The organism is Stakelama saccharophila (genome assembly GCF_032229225.1).
GTDB classification, from domain to species: domain Bacteria; phylum Pseudomonadota; class Alphaproteobacteria; order Sphingomonadales; family Sphingomonadaceae; genus Sphingomonas; species Sphingomonas saccharophila.
The window spans coordinates 383,234-399,973 of sequence record NZ_CP135076.1 but is presented as its reverse complement, the minus strand read 5'-3'; the positions used below and the strand labels follow the sequence as shown (position 1 = coordinate 399,973).

Sequence of the window (16,740 nt, the reverse complement as noted above, 5' to 3'; positions counted from 1 at the left end):
GATACCGCTAAGGCATCGGCATGCTGGCCTCGGACTCCCTCGGCCGCGAGTTCGCGAAAGACTGGCCTGCGGAGGTGGTAGGTTCCGGGGGGCCGGCCAGACCGTCGGCGGGTCCGCCGCTCGCCCGCTACAGCCCGCCCGGCTTCAACGGGCGGGCCTTTCTGCTGGTGGCGGCCATTCATCTCGGGCTGGGCGCGATCGTGTTGAGCGCCGGAATCAGGCTATCCACCCCGGCCCCCGAGCCGAGCCTGAAGACGTTCGATGTCGCACCGCCCGCGCCGCCGCCATCGCCCGCACGGCCCGCCCCCAGGCCGGCCGTCGCGCCGGCACGGGATGCCATTGTGTCGCCCGACCCGGTGGTCGAAGTGCCAAGCGTCGTCCCAATCGACAGCATCGACGCCCCCGCGCCACCGGCTCCGGCAGCGCCGTCGGATCCGGCCACGCCCGCAATCGACGTGACGGCGATGAAGACGCCGCCGGCGCCTCCGGCACCGCCCGCGGTGACGCCACCGCGCTTCGACGCCGCGCAACTCGACAATCCGTCACCGCCCTACCCCTTTCAGGCAAAGCGCGCCCATGCCGAAGGGGTCGTGACGCTGCGCGTGCTGGTTGGCGCGGATGGCCGGGCGAGCAAGGTGCGGATCAACCAAAGCAGCGGCTTCGCGCTACTGGACCGGGCCGCGCGAAAGACCGTCGCACACTGGCGGTTCCTGCCGGCGCGCCGGGGCGAGGATACCATATCGGCCTGGGTGCTCGTCCCGATCACCTTCGCGCTCGACTGAGCACAGCGCAATCGGTGCGCCAAAGTCGCGCCGCGTGTTGCCTTTCGGGCACCACAGGAGGGGCCGTTGTCATCTTTACGGTGCCGCGCGTCGCCACCACAACGGAGAATAATGATTGATTGCTTTGGGGCTGCAACGACCTTTTGCCGGGACCGGTCGCGGTGTCGTGCTACTCCCAGCCGCCGCCGAGCGACAGAAACACGTCCACCTGCCGATCGAGCATCTGAGCACGGGAGGTGGCCAGCGCCGATTCGGCCTGCGCGAGGCTTCGCTGCGCGTCCAGAAGCTGGAGGAAGTCGGCGCGGCCGAAGTGATAGAGCTTGCCCGCCTGCGCCGCCGCGCGGGCAGCGGTGTCGCGGGCGCGCGTCAGATCGGCCAAGCGTTCGCGCTCGCGCGCATAGCGGGTGAGATTGGTCTCTGTTTCCTGCAGCGCCCCCAGCACGGTTGCATCGAATTGCGCCAGCGCCGCGCGCTGGGCGGCGCGGGCGGCGTCGATGCGCGCGCGCACGACCGGCCGGTTGGGAAAGGACCAGCTGATCAACGGCCCCAGGCTGAATCGGAAGTCGCTGCCCGATCCCAGGCCCGACACGGGACCGGCGAAACCTGCTGAGCCTCCAAGGCTGACCTGCGGATAGAGTTGCGCCATTTCCACGCCGATCGCCGCGCTGGCGGCCGCTGCGCGTCGTTCTCCCTCCCGAATGTCGGGCCGCCGCCGAACCAGCGATGCGCCGTCGCCGACGGGGAGCGGCGCCGAGGGTTGCGGCGCTGCGGCGCAGGAAGCGACGCCAGCCGGGTAATCGCGCGCCGGCCGGCCGAGCAATGCGGCGAGCGCGAACAGCGCAGCCTGGCGATCGGCTTCGATCGCGGGCCGCTGGGCAAGCGTCGCGTCGACTTCGCCCTGTGCCCGCGTCACGTCGAACGCGGTGCCGCGTCCGCCGCGCTGGAGACGGCGGGTGACGTCGAGCGTCTCGCGCTGCAGCTTCAGGATGCGGTCCAGCGCCGCCAGCCGGGCATTGGCGCTGCACACGCCCAGATAGGCGCGGGTCGTCGCCGCTGCGACGGCCACCCGCACATAGTCTCTCGCCGCCACGGCCGCTTCGGCATTCGCTTGCGCCGCTTCGATCCCGCGCGCGATGCGGCCGGACAGGTCGAGCGGGTAGGCGGCGCTGATGCCGATATCGTAGCCGATCGTTCCAGGCAACGATCCGCCGGTGCCGTTGGGCCGGTCCAGCGTCGCGCCGCCGCCGACCGTCGTCGAAATCGCGCGCCCCGCCTCAGCCTCGCGTACCAGGGCGCCCGCCTGCTCCAGATTGGCCTCGGCCACGCGCAGGTCGGCATTGCGGGCGAGCGCCCCGGCGACGAGATCGTTCAACGCAGCATCATCGTATAGTCGCCACCAATGGTCGGGCACCGGCGCCTGGTCGAAGGCCGGATTCCGCGCAGAGAGAAACGGGGCGGCCGCGTCGGGATCGCGCACGACGGCGCGGTCGGGCACCCGAAAATCCGGTCCCGCCGTCGTGCAGCCGGCGGTCAGCAGAAGCGCGGCAAGGGCGAGGCGGGACCGTATCACGAGCCCGCCCTCGGCAGCACCGTTACCGTGGCGGTGCGCCCGGAGATCAGCCGGACGCCCGCCGGGACGCGGGTCAGGCGCACGCGCACCGGAATGCGTTGCGCGAGCCGCACCCAGCTGAAGGTTGGGTCGACCGAGGGCAGCGCCCCTTCCCCCGTTGCGCGATCGGCATCGGAAATACCGGCGGCGATGCTTTCCACGCGCCCTTCCAGCACATGATCGTCGCCCATGAGTTGAACATGCACAGGATCGCCAACATGAATTTTCGGAATCTTGGTTTCCTCGAAATAGCCCTCGACGCGGAGCGATGCCCGGTCGATCAGCGCCAGCGCCTGCTGGCCCGACGCCACATAATCGCCCTTGTGCAGATTGAGGTTCGTCACCGTGCCGCGCACCGGCGCGCGGACATTGGTGCGCTCAAGGTTGAGTTCGGCCGCCTCCCGCTGGGTGATCGCCTGTTGAAGCGCGGCCTCCGCCGTCGCGACACGGGCGAGATTCTGTTCGTGCGTTTCCTTCGCCACCAGATCGCCGAGCGCGACATCGCGCGCCGCCTCGCGCCGCGCCTGGGCGAGCGTGGTGCGCGCGCTCGCAATCGCTGCCTTCGCCTGCGCAACGGCGAGTTGATAGCGCGGGCGGTCGACGACGAACAGCAGGTCGCCCGGCTTCACCTGCTGATTGTCCTTGACCGCGACCTCGGTGACGAGGCCGGCGACGTCCGGCGTCACCCGCACGACATCGGCGCGCACGCGGCCGTCGCGCGTCCACGGCTCCCGTTCGTAATGATGCCACAGCCATAGCCCCACCGCGACGGCGGCGAGGATCAGCGCGATGGTGGCGCCCCAGCGGACGAGAAGCGGACCGAAACGGGTCATGGCAAAATTCCGTGAAGCCCGGTCGAACCGGGAAGCGTGATCAGAACGACAAGACCGAGCATCAGTACGAACAGTGCCAGGTCCGTAAGCGGGCGCGAACCCGTCCAGCGGTAGAGGCCCAGCCGGTCGAGCAGCATGCGGACCGGCAGCAGCAGGACGAAGGCGAGGATCGCGAGCAGCAAAAGGCTCGGCATATAGACCCCGGCGATCGCGACCTCTCCCCTCATGCCGCGGCGTCCCATTCGGGCGTTGCGGCCGCCGGGAACAGGTTGCGGCGGATACCGGTGAGCGCGATCAGCCCGGCACGGCGCGCCGCGGGCTCCTCCATCGTCCCGACCGCAGCAATCGCCGCGTCGATGCGCGCGAGGCCCCCCGCGTGGTCCGGCTCCCGGCCATCGAGCAGCGCCAGATAATGCGCTCGGACCTCCGCCAGAGCATCGGCGAGCGCCCGCCCCCGCTCGCTCGCCACGCGCCGGCTGAGCGTGTCGAGTTCGGCCACCGACAGGCCGACGCGCAGGTCGACGAGCATGTCGGTCGCGGCATGGCGGTCGTCCTCGCCCAGCGCGCCCAGCCGCGGCGTCAGCAGCCCCAGCCGGTCGAGCATGCGGCCGGTCCAGGCGGACACATCATCGGTTCGCCGCTCGGCCATCGCGATCACGTCGTGCCAGCCCGCGCGGATCAGGCGCCGCGCGCTCCAGTCCGCGCCGATGGTGCGCAGCAACCGCGTCGCGACGAACGCGATGGCGACCCCGCCCAGTTGCGCCAGCGCACCGTTGAGAAAGGTCGGAAAGCTCGCGGCATAGCGCTCCCCCAGCGCGACCGAACCGAGCAGCCCCAGCGCCATGGCTAGCCCCGGCAGCGTCGTCGCCGGATCGGCCATCAGCCTGCCGAAGATCAGCAGCGCCGGTGCCAACGCGACCGCGAGGAGCGCGAAGCCATCGACATGCGGCAGCACCCAGAACAGATAGAAGGCCGACAGCGGCAGCGACATCAGCGTATAGAGAAAGAAGGCGCGGATCGCCGGCGTCGGGTCGTCGAGCGCGGCGAACAGACTGCAGAAGACCGCGACCATCATCGCGGCCACGCTTCCCTCGGGCCAGGCAGTCCCGATCCAGATCGTGCAGCACAACAGGATGCCGCCGACGGCCGCGCCGGCCGAGCGCAGCGCGAAGCCGTGGTCGCGGTGGAGCGGCCGGCGCGAGCGCCCGGACAGCAGCGCTTCGACATCGGGGCTGACCGCGCGGCGATCGGGCGAATGGAGCTGTTCGCGCAGCAGCCGGACCTGGCGATGCAGCGCGATCATCTCCGCCAGCCGCGCGAGCAGACTGAGGCGCAGCAACTCCCCTGGCTCGGCGCTTCCCGCCGGTTCGAGCGCGTTGGCTCGCTCGGCGAGCGCCCCTGCCTGCTCGGGCGGCGCGCCATCGCGCAGCCAGCCACGCACGTCCGCCAGCAGTGCCCCGACGCTTTGGGGCACGCCCTGGCTGCTCAGCAGCAGGTGCAGGCGGTCTTCGACCGCGCTCGCCACAGGCAACAGCATCGACAGACGATCCTGCAACGCGCGAACCGTCCGCACGCGCGGCAGCAGGCGGGCGGTGTCGAACGGCAGATGCGTCGACATCAGGTGCAGGTCGGTGATGTCGGAGGCCAGCCGCCGCCGTTCACGGTCGAGCGTCTCGCTCGCCTCGCCCTTCAACGCATCGGCGGACCAGCGTTCGGCATCAGCGACGAAGCCGTCGATTCTGGCCAGCAGCCCCGCGGTCACCGAACGGGGAAAGATCAGCCCGTGGACGAGCGTCGCGCTGAGGATGCCAATGGTGATTTCCTGCACGCGCAAGCTCGCGACGGTGAAGATCGCGCCGGGCTGCGACACGCTGGGAAAGCCGATGATCGCTGCGGTATAGCCGGCGAGCAGCAGCACATAGGATCGCGGCGTCCGGTCGAGCAGCGAGACGTAAAGGCAAAAGCCCACCCACAGCGCCATCGCGAGCGACAACAGCTCCGGCGCATTCGCGAGATTGGGCACGAGCACGATCGTCGCGCCGGCGCCAAGCGCAGTCCCTAGCACGCGGAATACCGCCTTCGATCGCACCGCTCCGGCCTGGGGCTGGCTGACGATGTAGGCGGTGATCATCGCCCAATAGGGACGCGGAAGGCCGATGCTGAGCGCGACATAGGCGGCCAGCATCGCCCCCGCCCAGCATTTCAGGCCGTAAAGCGCGCCATCGGTGCCAAAGCGGTCCGCCATCGTTACGCCTCGTCCTCCAGCGCGTCGGACACCTGGTCGATAACCGCCAGCGCCGTCGCGAGCGCTTCGTCGCTTACCCGCGCCAGCGCGCGCGTGCGAACGTCGCCGACGATGTGCTCGATCTGCTCGGCCATGGCGCGACCTTGCGGCGTGAGATAGAGCAGGTTGGCGCGCCGGTCCGACGGATCGGCGCGGCGATCGATCAGTCCCGCCTCGGCAAGCAGGTTGAGCTGCCGCACCAGCGATGCGTTCTCCACCTCCAGTGCCTGGGCAAGCATTGTCTGGCGAATGCCGTCGCCCAGTCGCCCAAGATAGAGCACCGGCCAGGCGGCAGCAGAGGACAAGCCGCAGGCGGTGAGCGCGTGATCGGCCGCACGCCGCCAGCTCCGCCCGGAGGGAAGCAGCCGGCGAACATAGTCCGCCTCCATCTGGTGCCGTCGTCCGTTCATTAGCATGCTAACTATATGGCTTGCGACACCAGCATTCAAGATGCGGGCGGCGGCCGGCGCGGGCCGCCGCCCGCCAGTTTCACCGGCATACGAGGAGCAGTTCCACCATTCCCGGAGCGTAGTCGATTGTGGCGTTTTATCCGTGGTCGCGGTACCCACGGGACATGTTCTCCACCGTCACAGCCGCAACCCGGACACGCGTGAAGGAGCGGGACGCGGTCGATTCCGAAACATTCGACCGCGAAATCGCGTCCGGCTACGAACCCGTGCTGTTGCGCGGGCAGGTCGCGGACTGGCCCGCCGTCAGGGCGGGCGCCAACGGGCACGACGCCCTGGCGGCCTATATCAACCGCTTTGCCGGCGGCGCGCCGACGGATGTCCTGATCGGCCCGCCCGACATCGAAGGGCGGTTCTTTTACAGCGGCGACATGCGCGGCGTGAATTTCGACAAGCGACCCGCGCCGTTGCCGGCGCTCGTTGCGGAATTGCTGAAGTTGCGCGGCGTGGAACGGCCGCCTTCGGTCTATGCCAGCGCCGCGGCGGCGCAGACGCATCTGCCGGGATGGCCGGAGGAAAATCCGCTCGGCCTGCCGATGGGCGAGGCGGTGGCGCGGCTCTGGATCGGCAATGCGACGCAGGTCGCCACCCATTACGACATGTCGTCCAATCTTGCCTGCGTGGTCGCCGGCAAGCGCCGCTTCACGCTGTTTCCGCCCGAACAGCTCGTCAACCTCTATGTCGGCCCGCTCGATCGCACCATCGCCGGTGCGCCCGTCAGCATGGTCGACCCCGACCAGCCCGATATCGAGCGCTATCCGCATTTCGCCGAAGCGCTCGACCATGCCCGGATCGCGGAGCTGGAGCCGGGCGATGCGCTGTTCATTCCCGCCATCTGGTGGCACCATGTCCGCGCCTTCGACACGGTGAACGTGCTGGTCAACTACTGGCAGCAGCGCGATCAGGCGAAATCGCCCTTTCTGACGCTGCTCCACGCGATGGTGAGCCTGCGCGACCTCGATCCGGCGCTGAAGCGCGCCTGGCGGGCCTGGTTCGACCACTATGTCTTTGGCGACGACGCCGATCACGCGGCGGATCACCTTCCCGAAGACGTGCGCGGCATCGCCGGGCCGGACAGCCCGGAACGGACCGAGCAAATGCGCCGCTTCCTGATCGCATCGTTGAACGCCGGCCGCTGAGCGCGCCGCTGGCGCGGAATGAGACCGGAGCTTGTCCGAAAACACCGTTCGCATCGAGCGTAGTCGATATCCGCCGGTTGGCGCACCCATCGCGTTCCTCGCCGCAGCTCGGGCGAACGGGCCAGAGTACGCGCATCATGCCCTAGCCAGGAGAATCTGCCGGGCAATAACGTTGCAGGAAATCCTTGTGCATCGGCAGATGCGCAACCTTGCCGGCGATGTCGTTCCTGATACCGGCAAGCGCCTCGCCCAGCCGCTCGCGCCCCATGATCCGGCCCATATGGTGGTGACCGGCAGGCTCGACCCGCTGTCCGAGCAGCACCTGCAGCCAGGAATCGACCCGGAAGAGTTCGTCCGTCGCCTGATAGGCGATACCGCTTTCGCGGAACAAGGCGATCCGTTCGGCGAGCGATTCGGGCACCGGCATGTCGCGGCAGCGGCGCCAGAATTCGGTGTCGTCGCGCTCGGTCAGCTTGTAATGCAGGACAATGAAGTCGCGGATCCGCTCCAGTTCGGCACGCGCCTGGTTGTTGAATCGCGCGGCGAGCGGTTCGCTGCACCCATCGAACGGGAACAGTTGGAGCAAGCGCGTGACCCCGATCATGATGAGGTGAATGCTCGTTGATTCCAGCGGTTCGACGAAGCCGCTGGAAAGCCCCAGCGCGACACAATTCTTGTGCCATGATTTCAGCCGCCGGCCGGTGGCGTAGCGGATGACGCGCGGCTCGGCGATCGGCGGCCCTTCGATCGCATCGATCAGGCGAGCATGCGCCTCGTCGTCAGACAATTGATCGCTGGCATAGACAAGCCCGTTTCCCATCCGGTGCTGGAGCGGGATCCGCCAGCGCCAGCCCGCGCCGTGGGCGATCGCGCGGGTATAGGGCGGCGGATCGCCCGCGATCATCGTTTGCGCCGCGATCGCCCGGTCGGTGCTCAGCCAGTGCCCCCAATCCTCGAACCCCACATCCAGGGCCTGGCCCATCAGCAACGCGCGGAATCCGGTGCAGTCGATGAACAGATCGCCCGCGATCCGTTCGCCCGACCGCAGCATGAGCGCGACGATGGAACCGTTTTCGGGATCCTTTTCGACCGAATCTATCAGGCCTTCCCGGCGCATTGCCCCGCCGGCCACGGCATGTTCGCGCAGCATTCGCGCATAACCCGAGGCATCGATATGATAGGCATAGCTGAGCGGCGCCTTTTCGGACTTTCCGAACTTCCCCGCCATCGCGGCTTGCAACTCGAAACAGTAATCGTCGATCCCGCCACCGAATCCTTGCGCGCGCGCCTGCAGCCAGAAATGATGGAAACTGCCCATCCAGGTCGATTTGCCGACCTCTCCGAACGCGTGGAAATAGCGGTCGCCGCGCCGCGCCCAGTCCTCGAACGAAATGCCGAGCTTGAAGGTCGATCCCGTCGCCGCCATGAAGGCGCGCTCGTCCAGCCCGATCAGCGTGTGAAAGCTGCGCGCGGTAGGGATCGTGGATTCGCCGACGCCGATCGTGCCGATCGCGTCCGATTCGACCACGGTGACGTCGATCAACGATCCTAGTTGCTTGACCAGCGCCGCCGCGGCGAGCCAGCCCGCAGCGCCGCCGCCCGCGATCACGACCCGACTGACCGCCGGCCGGTGGCCTTCCGCTGATCGCGCGCTCATCGGTTGAGCCTCTGCATCACCTTCGCGCGCAGCCGGCGTGCCTGCGCCTCGTCAAGCGGCGCAAGATCGCCGTGCGCCGCCTCCGGCAGGTGCGCGCGCGCCTGCTCCGCCGGGCCGAACACATAATAATCGAACATCGTCCGCCACGCCCGTTTTTCGGCGTCGGTGCGGCCGCGCAGGCTGAGAAACGCGTGCAGCAGCGTATTCATCGGGGTGTCCATGTATCGCGGCGCGATGTTCCACCAGTAATTGACCATGATGTTGAAGCGGTCGAGCGCCTCGACCTGGTGCCACCACAAGGCGGGATAGATCAGCGCGTCGCCGGGGTCGAGCTCGGCCGTTTGCGCCGCCGCCAATGCGTCGCGGAACCGTGGATAGCGATCGAAATCGGGCGCGCGCGGATCGGCCATGCTGAGTACCTGTCCGCCAGGGGTCGGCTCCAGCGGACCGGGATAGAGGTTCGCCACCTGATCGGGCGGGAACAGGGTGAAGCGCCTGCGCCCGACCAGACAGCAGGCGATGTTGTTGGACATGTCGTAATGCGTCGCGGCAACGGTACGGTTTCCGATCCAGATGCTGGCGATCGGCGGATGCGCTGCGAACATCGGCTCGTCCAGCGGCAGGTCGTTTTCGGCGCGAAAGCCCGGTAGATAGGTGTCGATATCGGTGGAACCGACGTAAAAGGCAGGCGGCTGCGGATCGTCGAGATGCTCGCGGATCCGGTCGAGAAAAGCGTCGAGCGCCACGCGTCCGCCTGCGAAGTCAAGCGCGGTAGCGTCTTGGTTGTAGAAGAACCGGCCGTCGATGTCAGGGCGACCGGTAAAGCCGGTTACGTGCTTTCCCTGATAGAAGCGCAGCAGTTCGGCCATCGCCGCACCCGGCGACCGCGCGCCGGCGGCGACGAGCGGCCAGTCGCGTACCAGCCCCTTGAGGATGACGGGACGCTGTTCGGCGAGCAGATCCTCGAACCGGACGTCACCCGGCGCCAGGCCGGTGATTTCTGCAACCGGCGGTCGATCACTGGCCATGATGCTTGCGGTTTTTCAGTGCGATCAGGCGGTGGATATTGCCGAGCGAGGCGAGCGCGAAAAAGGCGGCGCCCAGAAAGCCGGCGCGCTGCAACTGCTCCAGCGCCGCACCGTCCAGTTGCGCGAACCGTTCCTTGTTGATGGTGTGATAGCCGGACAGATTGTAGCGCCGCGCATCATCGATCTCTATCTCGACAGTCGCCGGTTCGATCAGGTCGTGTGCCGCGAAGGCTTCGAACATCGCGCCGCGCATCGCCACGCCCGAATAGATGAGCCGCAGCACCTCGCTCATTCGCTCGAGATACGGCGAAAGGCCGCCTTGCGGGAGGAATACCGGCTCGCCCTCTTCGCGGCCGACCCGTGGATCGTCCAGATCGATATGAATTTTCGGCTCGGGCGTGGCCTCGGTGTCGCCGGCCGTGCGCGACAGACCGATCGAAAAGGGACCGCGCGCCAGGATCGCCGGGACATAGTCGCCCCGCCAGCCCTGCTCGCCCAGGAACAGATTCTCGTCCCGGTCGAAACCGAGCAGGGCGACGGCCTGATACGCGTCTTCGGAGTCCTTGCGAAAGAAAATGGGATATTCGCGCTGCACCAGTTCGAATTCGGTCGGCAGGACCTCGACCTGGTTCACGCTGTCTCCGAACCGGGCAGAACGGCTGGTGTCGACCCTTATATCGGCATGATCGACATTGTTCAGAAGTACGGTTTCGGTCATCGGCAATAATGCCCCAGCGTTGGGATGCGCGCCCTGGTACACTCGCTTGCCCGGAGGCGAAGCGCGCCGCGCACAATCTAGGCGATGGCGCGGCCGGACTCAAATAAACGGGCAAGGCCGCCGTTACCGGTGGCCTTGCCCGCTTGTTCGTCGGACTCCGTCGTCAGAAGCGATACCGGGCGCCGAAACGGAAGCGGCGATCCAGTTCCTGCGCGTAGAAGAGCTGGGTTTCATCGCGGCCATAGGTCCGCAGATTTTCTTCGGTCAGGTTGATCCCTTCGAACGTCACGGCGATGTGCGGCGAGATGTCGTAGCTGATATTCAGATCGAGTTGGCCGAACGGCGCCGTGAACACCGGGTTGCGGTCGGCCCCGCGGTTGAGCGCGGACAGATACTTGTCGCGCCAGTTATAGGCCAACCGCGCCGAAATGCCGTTCTTGTCGTAAATCAGCGTCGCGTTGAAGGTGTCGCTGAGCCCGAGCAACGCGAACTGATCCTCGTCGGGAGAGGCGTCGATATCGAAGCCGATATCGCCGCGGACCAGCGTATAGGCAGCCGCGACGCCGATACCCGTATTGCCGAAGAAATACTGCCCGGCCAGTTCGAAGCCGTAAATCTCCGCATCCTGATTGTTGATCGGTTGCGAGATCTGGAAATTGTACAGCGGATCGTCCTGATTGCCGGGCAAGTCATAGCCGGGTCGGCTGTTGATATCGTTGTTGACGTAATCGGCATCCAGCTCGTGCGTGGCTGGATCATAGTGCGACGGATCCGTATATTCGGCGACCGCTGCATCGACCGATCCCAACTGGTTGATGAGCGTGGTCATCACGAACAGGTTGGCGTCGCTGACCGTGGCACCCAAGTTCTGCAAGGCGCCGACGGCTTCTCCCGACTGGCTGCCCGCCTCGCCCGAACTGGGATCGCGCAGACCGAACAGGCTATTGGTGACCTGGCCGGTGCCGACGAAGTTGTGCACCCGTTTGTCGAAGAAGCCGAGCGAGATATAGCTGTCCGGCTTGAAATAATATTCCGCAGAAACGTCGAAATTGTCCGAACTCAGCGGGTCCAAATTCGCATTTCCGCGGTTGGCAGTCGGAACGCCGCCGTTATAGGTGGGGCGTGGCGGCCCGCCGACGGTGGTCGACGAGAACAGATTGGCATAGCCCGGGCGCGCGATCGTCTTGCTGAACGAGAAGCGCGTAACCAGATTCTCAGCCGGCTCGATCCTGAAATCGATCGACGGAAGGATGTTGTCGTAGCTTCCGGTAGCGGTAAGGGGATTGCTCTCACCCGAAAGTACGACCGTGAAGTCGTTATCCGACACCCAGGTGATCGACTGCGGCACGGTGATCAGCGAGGTCGAGGTCGTCTTGGTATGTTCGTACCGCACGCCGGCGACAAGATTGGCGTCGCGACCGGCGATCTGACCGTCCCAGGTAACCTGTCCGTACGCGGCCCATATCTTTTCCTTGACCCGATTGTCCTCATTGGAGGTTTGGCCGATCGCATTGCCCTGATCCGTGTAATAAGGCGACAGGATCGAGTAGAGTTCGGATGCGTCGGCGCGGAAGGCCGTTTGCGATTCGGGATCGGGCACCGGGCCGAAATCGTCGAATTTGCACACCAGGCAGAAGGTCTGGGTCGCCCCCGGCGCAAGCGCTTCGACGTCGCCCGGATTGACGATACCCCAGTCGCCGAGGGTCTGCTGCGTCTGAACCCGCGTCTGGTGCATGTTCGAATCGCGATACTCGCCGCCGAAATCGAACCGACTGCCCTCACCGAGATCCCAGCCGAAATCGGCACGGACTTCCTTGACTTTCTGCTCCTGGGCCGACGCCACGGTACGCGCGATTTGGGAACCGAGCGTGTCTAGCGAGAGCGGGTTCGAGCCGAATTCCACGTCCTGAATGGGAATATCGCCGCTGTAATCGACCGAGTGCGCGTGGACGACATTGGCAGCCAGACCGACCAGCGTCGAACTTACGCCATTGGGATTGTCCGGTCGGCTTGTCGACTTCGAAAAGTGACCATCGACGTTGACGGAGAAATTGTCGGTGAGTTCATATTGCGCGTTGAGACCGTAGTCCTGCAGCCGATTCTTCTCGGCGCGGTGCTGCATCTCGAAACCCTCGTCCTTCACGCCGTTCAGGGTTTCATGCAGATAGACCGTGGTCGGGACGATGTCGTTGCCGCCGAACGTGACCTGATCGAAGGGGCGGCTGAACCAGTTGCTGTGATCCGACCGCACCTCGTCCTGCGACTGTTCGGCGTAAAGCGCGTCGGCGGTCAGCAGAAGCGAATCGCTCGGCCGATATTGCAGGACGAGCTGTCCGTTGATCCGCTCGCGGCTGCCCTCGGCATAGTGATAGCGGCTGTCGTTGGGAACGGCGACCAGGGTATCGGGATCGCTTGGCGCATTCTCGATCACCGTCGAGCCATCGTCCTCGACGAACCCGCCAGTCAGGAATTCGCTATAGGGCTGGATGTTCCAGGCGTTCGAAGTCGCGCTGACCGAGGTGAAATTGCGTTTCTGATAGCTGCCAAAGAGGCCGATGCCGAAGGTGTCGCTCGGATCGGCCCAGCTTAGCACGCCCGAAACTTCCGGTGTGATATGCGATCCGCAGTCGAGACAGCCATCGACACTGGTGTCGTACACCGCCTTGGCGCCGATGCTGCCGGTCAGACCCGTATCACCGGTGTCCAGCGGTTTGCGGCTGACGATGTTGATTGTCGCGCCGATGCCGCCCGAAGGAATGGCCGCGCGGCCCGTCTTATAGACTTCCAGGGTCCGCACGCCTTCGGAAGCGAGATTGGAAAAATCGAACGAGCGGCTCGCCCCCTGAGCGAAATCCGCATTTTCGTCACCGCCGACGACACCGACATTGGAAGATGCCAACGTGCGGCCGTTGAGGGTCACGAGGTTATACTGCGGACCGAAACCGCGAACGGTGACCAGCGATCCTTCGCCGTTTGTGCGATCGATCGCGACGCCGGTGATGCGCTGCAGCGATTCGGCGAGGTTGGCGTCGGGAAATTTGCCGATATCCTCGGCGGCGATCGCGTCGACCACGCCGCTCGAATTCCGCTTGATGGCGATCGAGCGCTCAAGGCTGGCGCGGATGCCGGTGACGACGATCTCGTTTGGTGGGGTCTCCGCCTCCTGCGGCGTGGCGGACGCCCCGGACTGACCGGTCGCTTGAGCGCCGGCCGCGGGATCTTCCCCGGCATTGTCCTGCGCCCAGGCCGGTGCCGCGAACGCCCCTATCGCCAGCGCGGATGCGCCGACGAACAGCGTGGCCCGTGCCGAACGGCCGGCGCCCGCGCGAGATATAGTGCGGCTGTAAGAAGTGCCCATCATCCATCCCCTTTTTGCTCGCGATGTCCAGCATCGCCTATTGGTGATCGTCTGTACGCGACCTGCTGGTAGCGGTATCAGCACTGCGCGCATTGTCAAGCAAGTCGACACCGAAACCCGCAAGAAACTTCCAGTGGACCCGTCGATTCGCGTACATTTCCTTCAGCGTCGACGAGTTCGACCGGTCTTTACCGCTGTCCGCCGCTCAGCTTAGGTGTTAGCGCGATCAAAAGAATATTGGAGAGGACACATGCCCAACCGCCCCATCCGAATCGCCGTGCTTTCCATGATCGCGATGGCGGCCGCGACAGCGCTGCCGGCCCGTTCCGCCCCCGAATCCGCCGCGCGGCAGGCCGGACCATCTGCCGGAATTCGGCTCACCGCCGACTATTATACCGCGCCCGCCGTCAACGTGCTGGTATTCAGCAACTGGTATGACGGTCTCTTCGCGGATTCGAAGATCAGCGGCATCGAGATCATCGAACAGGGTGAGCGCATCGCCACCAACGGCGATGTCCGCCTCTCCGCCACGCCAGGCCAATGGGACGCGATCGGGCGCCTGGTCGACCGGCGCGTCGATACGGCGACCGGCGTGATCGAGGCCGAACTCGAATATCCCGATCAGCATTTCCGCTATGTCATCCGCGCCGAGCCGAGGGGCGGTTCGATCCTGCTGAGCGTGCGGCTGCCCGAGGCGCTGCCCGCCGCTCTGGCGGGAAAGGCGGGCTTCAACCTCGAATTCCTGCCTGCTGCCTATTTCCACAAAAGCTATCTCGCCGATGGCAAGGCGGGCGGTTTCCCGCTCTATCCGGCAAGCGCGATGGAGCGTACCGCCAAGCGCAATCCCGCCAGCGGGCGCAGCGACGGCCCCGGCGCGGAGCCGCTGCCGATGGCGACGGGCAGCGATTTCGTGCTGGCCCCGTCCGATCCGGCGCGCCGCGTGCATATCCGTTCCGACCGTCCGGTCATGCTTTATGACGGCCGCAACCAGGCGCAGAATGGTTGGTTCGTGCTTCGATCGCTGCTGCCCGCGGGCAAGACCGGCACGGTGCTGCAATGGACGGTGACGCCGAACAGTGTGCCGGGATGGCTGCGCACGCCGGTGATCGGCCATTCGCAGCTCGGCTATACGCCGTCCCAGACCAAGGTCGCGACCATCGAACTGGATCGCGGCGATACGCGCCGGCCCGAGGCGCGCCTGCTGCGCGTGACCGCCACGGGCGACGAGGCGCCGGTGCGCACCGCCCGGCCATCCGACTGGGGCGACTATCTGCGCTACCACTATCTGCGATTCGACTTTTCCGACGTGCGCACGCCCGGCCTTTACGTGCTGGAATATGGCGACAGCCGGACCGCGCCCTTCCGCATCGCCGACGACCTCTATGCCGATGCCTGGCACCCGACGCTCGACATCTATTTCCCCGTCGCCATGGACCATATGTTCGTCAACGAAGCCTACCGGGTCTGGCACGGGGCGGCGCACATGGACGATGCGCGGCAGGCACCGGTCGATCACGAGCATCTCGACCTCTATGCCCAGGGGCCGACCACCGATACCGACTTCGCGCCCGGCGAGCATATCCCCGGCCTGAACGTCGGCGGCTGGTTCGACGCCGGCGATTTCGACATCCGCACCCAGACGCAATATGGCGTGGTGCGCTCGATGGTCCGCGCCTGGGAACGGTTCGCGCCGAAGCGCGATACGACCAGCGTCGACGAGCGGACGCGCCGCGTCGAGATGCACGTGCCTGATGGTGCCCCAGATCTGTTGCAGCAGATCCGCCACGGCACATTGCAACTCGTCGCCCAGTTCGACGCGGTCGGTCATGCGATCAACGGCATCGTCGCACCCGATGTCGGCCAGTATACCCATCTCGGCGACGCCGCGAGCAAGACCGACGGCTATAGCTACGATCCGTCGCTCGAACCCTATGACGTAAAGGACGGCCGCAGCGGCACGCCCGACGATCGCTGGGCCTTCACCAGCAAGGCATCGGCGCTCGACTATGGATCGGCCGCCGGGCTGGCCGCCGCGTCGCGCGCGCTCAAGGGGTTCGACGACGCGCTCGCGGGCAAGGCGCTCACGATCGCCGAACGGGTCTGGCGCGACGAGCATAGCCACGCGCCCGACGAGTTCCGCCACGGCAACACCACGGGCGGCCCGCTCAACGCAGAGGAATTCGCCGCCGCGGTCGAACTGCTCAAGGCGACGCGCAAGTCCGAATATGCCGAGCGCATCCAGGCGCTGTGGCCCACCATTGCCGACTCCTTCACAGCCAGCGCCGTCACCGCGGCGGAGGCGATTCCCTATATGCCCGCCACCTACCGCGAGGCCATGATTCCCGCGGTGCAGGCCTGGCAGGAACAGAGCGCCGCGCTGCAGAAGGACAATCCCTACGGCGTGCCGGTCACGACCGGCGGCTGGGCGGGCAGCGGCGCGGTCCAGCGCTATGGCCTGACCGCCTATGCGCTGCACCGGGCCTTTCCCGATATCGTGCCCGCCGACCCGGTGTTCCGGAGCCTGGCCTTCCTGCTCGGCAACCATCCGGGATCGGACATCTCCTTCGTATCCGGCGTCGGTTCGCGGTCGAAGGAGGTCGCCTATGGCAACAACCGCGCGGACTTCAGCTTCATCGCCGGCGGCGTCGTGCCGGGCGCGCTGATCATCAAGCCCGGCTTCCCCGAAAATCACGAGGACTGGCCCTTCTTCTGGGGCGAGAACGAATATGTCACCTCCGAAGGCGCGGCGTTCATCGAACTGACCAACGCCGCCGCGGCGATTAACGACGCGCGGTACGACACGAGGCGCGACTGAGGACGGGGCAGAGGTTGCCGACCGCCCTGGCAGCCCGCATCCCTGGCCGC

At 66.3% G+C, this 16,740-nt stretch carries 12 protein-coding genes; 3 read left to right on the top strand and 9 right to left on the bottom strand.

Translation table 11 applies throughout. From position 1 onward, the window contains the following. The first annotated feature begins 20 nt into the window (after positions 1 to 20). The gene (locus RPR59_RS01920) at positions 21 to 782 is read left to right on the top strand and encodes an energy transducer TonB (protein WP_313916101.1); all 762 of its coding nucleotides are present in this window, start codon (positions 21 to 23) and stop codon (positions 780 to 782) included. A gap of 169 nt (positions 783 to 951) precedes the next feature. Here RPR59_RS01920 and RPR59_RS01915 read toward each other — a convergent pair whose 3' ends face one another. Genes RPR59_RS01915 through RPR59_RS01895 form a run of 5 tightly spaced genes read right to left on the bottom strand, consistent with a single transcriptional unit; the run spans position 952 to position 5,918 of the window. After that, the gene (locus RPR59_RS01915; protein ID WP_313918284.1) at positions 952 to 2,349 is read right to left on the bottom strand and encodes a TolC family protein; all 1,398 of its coding nucleotides are present in this window, start codon (positions 2,347 to 2,349) and stop codon (positions 952 to 954) included. Beyond that, on the bottom strand, positions 2,349 to 3,224 hold the full coding sequence (locus tag RPR59_RS01910) for an efflux RND transporter periplasmic adaptor subunit (protein ID WP_313916099.1): 876 nt from the start codon (positions 3,222 to 3,224) through the stop codon (positions 2,349 to 2,351). The genes RPR59_RS01915 and RPR59_RS01910 overlap by 1 nt, the downstream gene beginning before the upstream one ends. After that, complete coding sequence (locus RPR59_RS01905) at positions 3,221 to 3,451, bottom strand: DUF1656 domain-containing protein (RefSeq protein WP_313916098.1); 231 nt, start codon at positions 3,449 to 3,451, stop codon at positions 3,221 to 3,223. The genes RPR59_RS01910 and RPR59_RS01905 overlap by 4 nt, the downstream gene beginning before the upstream one ends. After that, positions 3,448 to 5,469, bottom strand: a complete 2,022-nt coding sequence (locus RPR59_RS01900) for an FUSC family protein (protein ID WP_313916096.1) — start codon at positions 5,467 to 5,469, stop codon at positions 3,448 to 3,450. Before RPR59_RS01900 ends, RPR59_RS01905 begins: the two co-directional genes overlap by 4 nt. A gap of 2 nt (positions 5,470 to 5,471) precedes the next feature. Beyond that, positions 5,472 to 5,918, bottom strand: a complete 447-nt coding sequence (locus tag RPR59_RS01895; protein WP_313916093.1) for a MarR family winged helix-turn-helix transcriptional regulator — start codon at positions 5,916 to 5,918, stop codon at positions 5,472 to 5,474. Positions 5,919 to 6,118: 200 nt separating this feature from the next. On the opposite strand from RPR59_RS01895, the gene RPR59_RS01890 reads away from it, so the two are divergent. Continuing rightward, positions 6,119 to 7,114, top strand: a complete 996-nt coding sequence (locus RPR59_RS01890) for a cupin-like domain-containing protein (RefSeq protein ID WP_313916091.1) — start codon at positions 6,119 to 6,121, stop codon at positions 7,112 to 7,114. Between the two features lie 142 nt (positions 7,115 to 7,256). On the opposite strand, the gene RPR59_RS01885 is transcribed toward RPR59_RS01890, so the two are convergent. The 4 genes from RPR59_RS01885 to RPR59_RS01870 form a co-directional block, all read right to left on the bottom strand. Next, positions 7,257 to 8,771, bottom strand: coding sequence for a tryptophan halogenase family protein (locus RPR59_RS01885; RefSeq protein WP_313916089.1), 1,515 nt, complete (start codon positions 8,769 to 8,771; stop codon positions 7,257 to 7,259). Next, on the bottom strand, positions 8,768 to 9,799 hold the full coding sequence (locus tag RPR59_RS01880; protein ID WP_313916087.1) for a cupin-like domain-containing protein: 1,032 nt from the start codon (positions 9,797 to 9,799) through the stop codon (positions 8,768 to 8,770). The genes RPR59_RS01885 and RPR59_RS01880 overlap by 4 nt, the downstream gene beginning before the upstream one ends. After that, entirely contained in the window at positions 9,789 to 10,517 is a 729-nt protein-coding gene (locus tag RPR59_RS01875; protein WP_313916085.1) for a SapC family protein, read from the bottom strand. Before RPR59_RS01875 ends, RPR59_RS01880 begins: the two co-directional genes overlap by 11 nt. Positions 10,518 to 10,680: 163 nt before the next feature. Then, positions 10,681 to 13,875, bottom strand: coding sequence for a TonB-dependent receptor (locus RPR59_RS01870; RefSeq protein WP_313916082.1), 3,195 nt, complete (start codon positions 13,873 to 13,875; stop codon positions 10,681 to 10,683). A 250-nt stretch (positions 13,876 to 14,125) separates the two neighbouring features. Between RPR59_RS01870 and RPR59_RS01865 the strand changes: the two genes are divergently transcribed. Continuing rightward, positions 14,126 to 16,690 carry a glycoside hydrolase family 9 protein gene (locus tag RPR59_RS01865; protein WP_313916080.1) on the top strand — a complete coding sequence of 855 codons (2,565 nt, stop codon included), beginning with the start codon at positions 14,126 to 14,128 and terminating at the stop codon, positions 16,688 to 16,690. The last annotated feature ends 50 nt before the right edge of the window (positions 16,691 to 16,740 follow it).

Bases quoted from the DNA above. Each gene is read 5' to 3' on its own strand.
- RPR59_RS01875 (WP_313916085.1), bottom strand. From the start codon at position 10,517: ATGACCGAAACCGTACTTCTGAACAATGTCGATCATGCCGATATAAGG.
- RPR59_RS01920 (WP_313916101.1), top strand. From the start codon at position 21: ATGCTGGCCTCGGACTCCCTCGGCCGCGAGTTCGCGAAAGACTGGCCT.
- RPR59_RS01885 (WP_313916089.1), bottom strand. From the start codon at position 8,771: ATGAGCGCGCGATCAGCGGAAGGCCACCGGCCGGCGGTCAGTCGGGTC.
- RPR59_RS01870 (WP_313916082.1), bottom strand. From the start codon at position 13,875: ATGGGCACTTCTTACAGCCGCACTATATCTCGCGCGGGCGCCGGCCGT.
- RPR59_RS01910 (WP_313916099.1), bottom strand. From the start codon at position 3,224: ATGACCCGTTTCGGTCCGCTTCTCGTCCGCTGGGGCGCCACCATCGCG.
- RPR59_RS01865 (WP_313916080.1), top strand. From the start codon at position 14,126: ATGCCCAACCGCCCCATCCGAATCGCCGTGCTTTCCATGATCGCGATG.
- RPR59_RS01900 (WP_313916096.1), bottom strand. From the start codon at position 5,469: ATGGCGGACCGCTTTGGCACCGATGGCGCGCTTTACGGCCTGAAATGC.
- RPR59_RS01895 (WP_313916093.1), bottom strand. From the start codon at position 5,918: ATGAACGGACGACGGCACCAGATGGAGGCGGACTATGTTCGCCGGCTG.
- RPR59_RS01880 (WP_313916087.1), bottom strand. From the start codon at position 9,799: ATGGCCAGTGATCGACCGCCGGTTGCAGAAATCACCGGCCTGGCGCCG.
- RPR59_RS01905 (WP_313916098.1), bottom strand. From the start codon at position 3,451: ATGAGGGGAGAGGTCGCGATCGCCGGGGTCTATATGCCGAGCCTTTTG.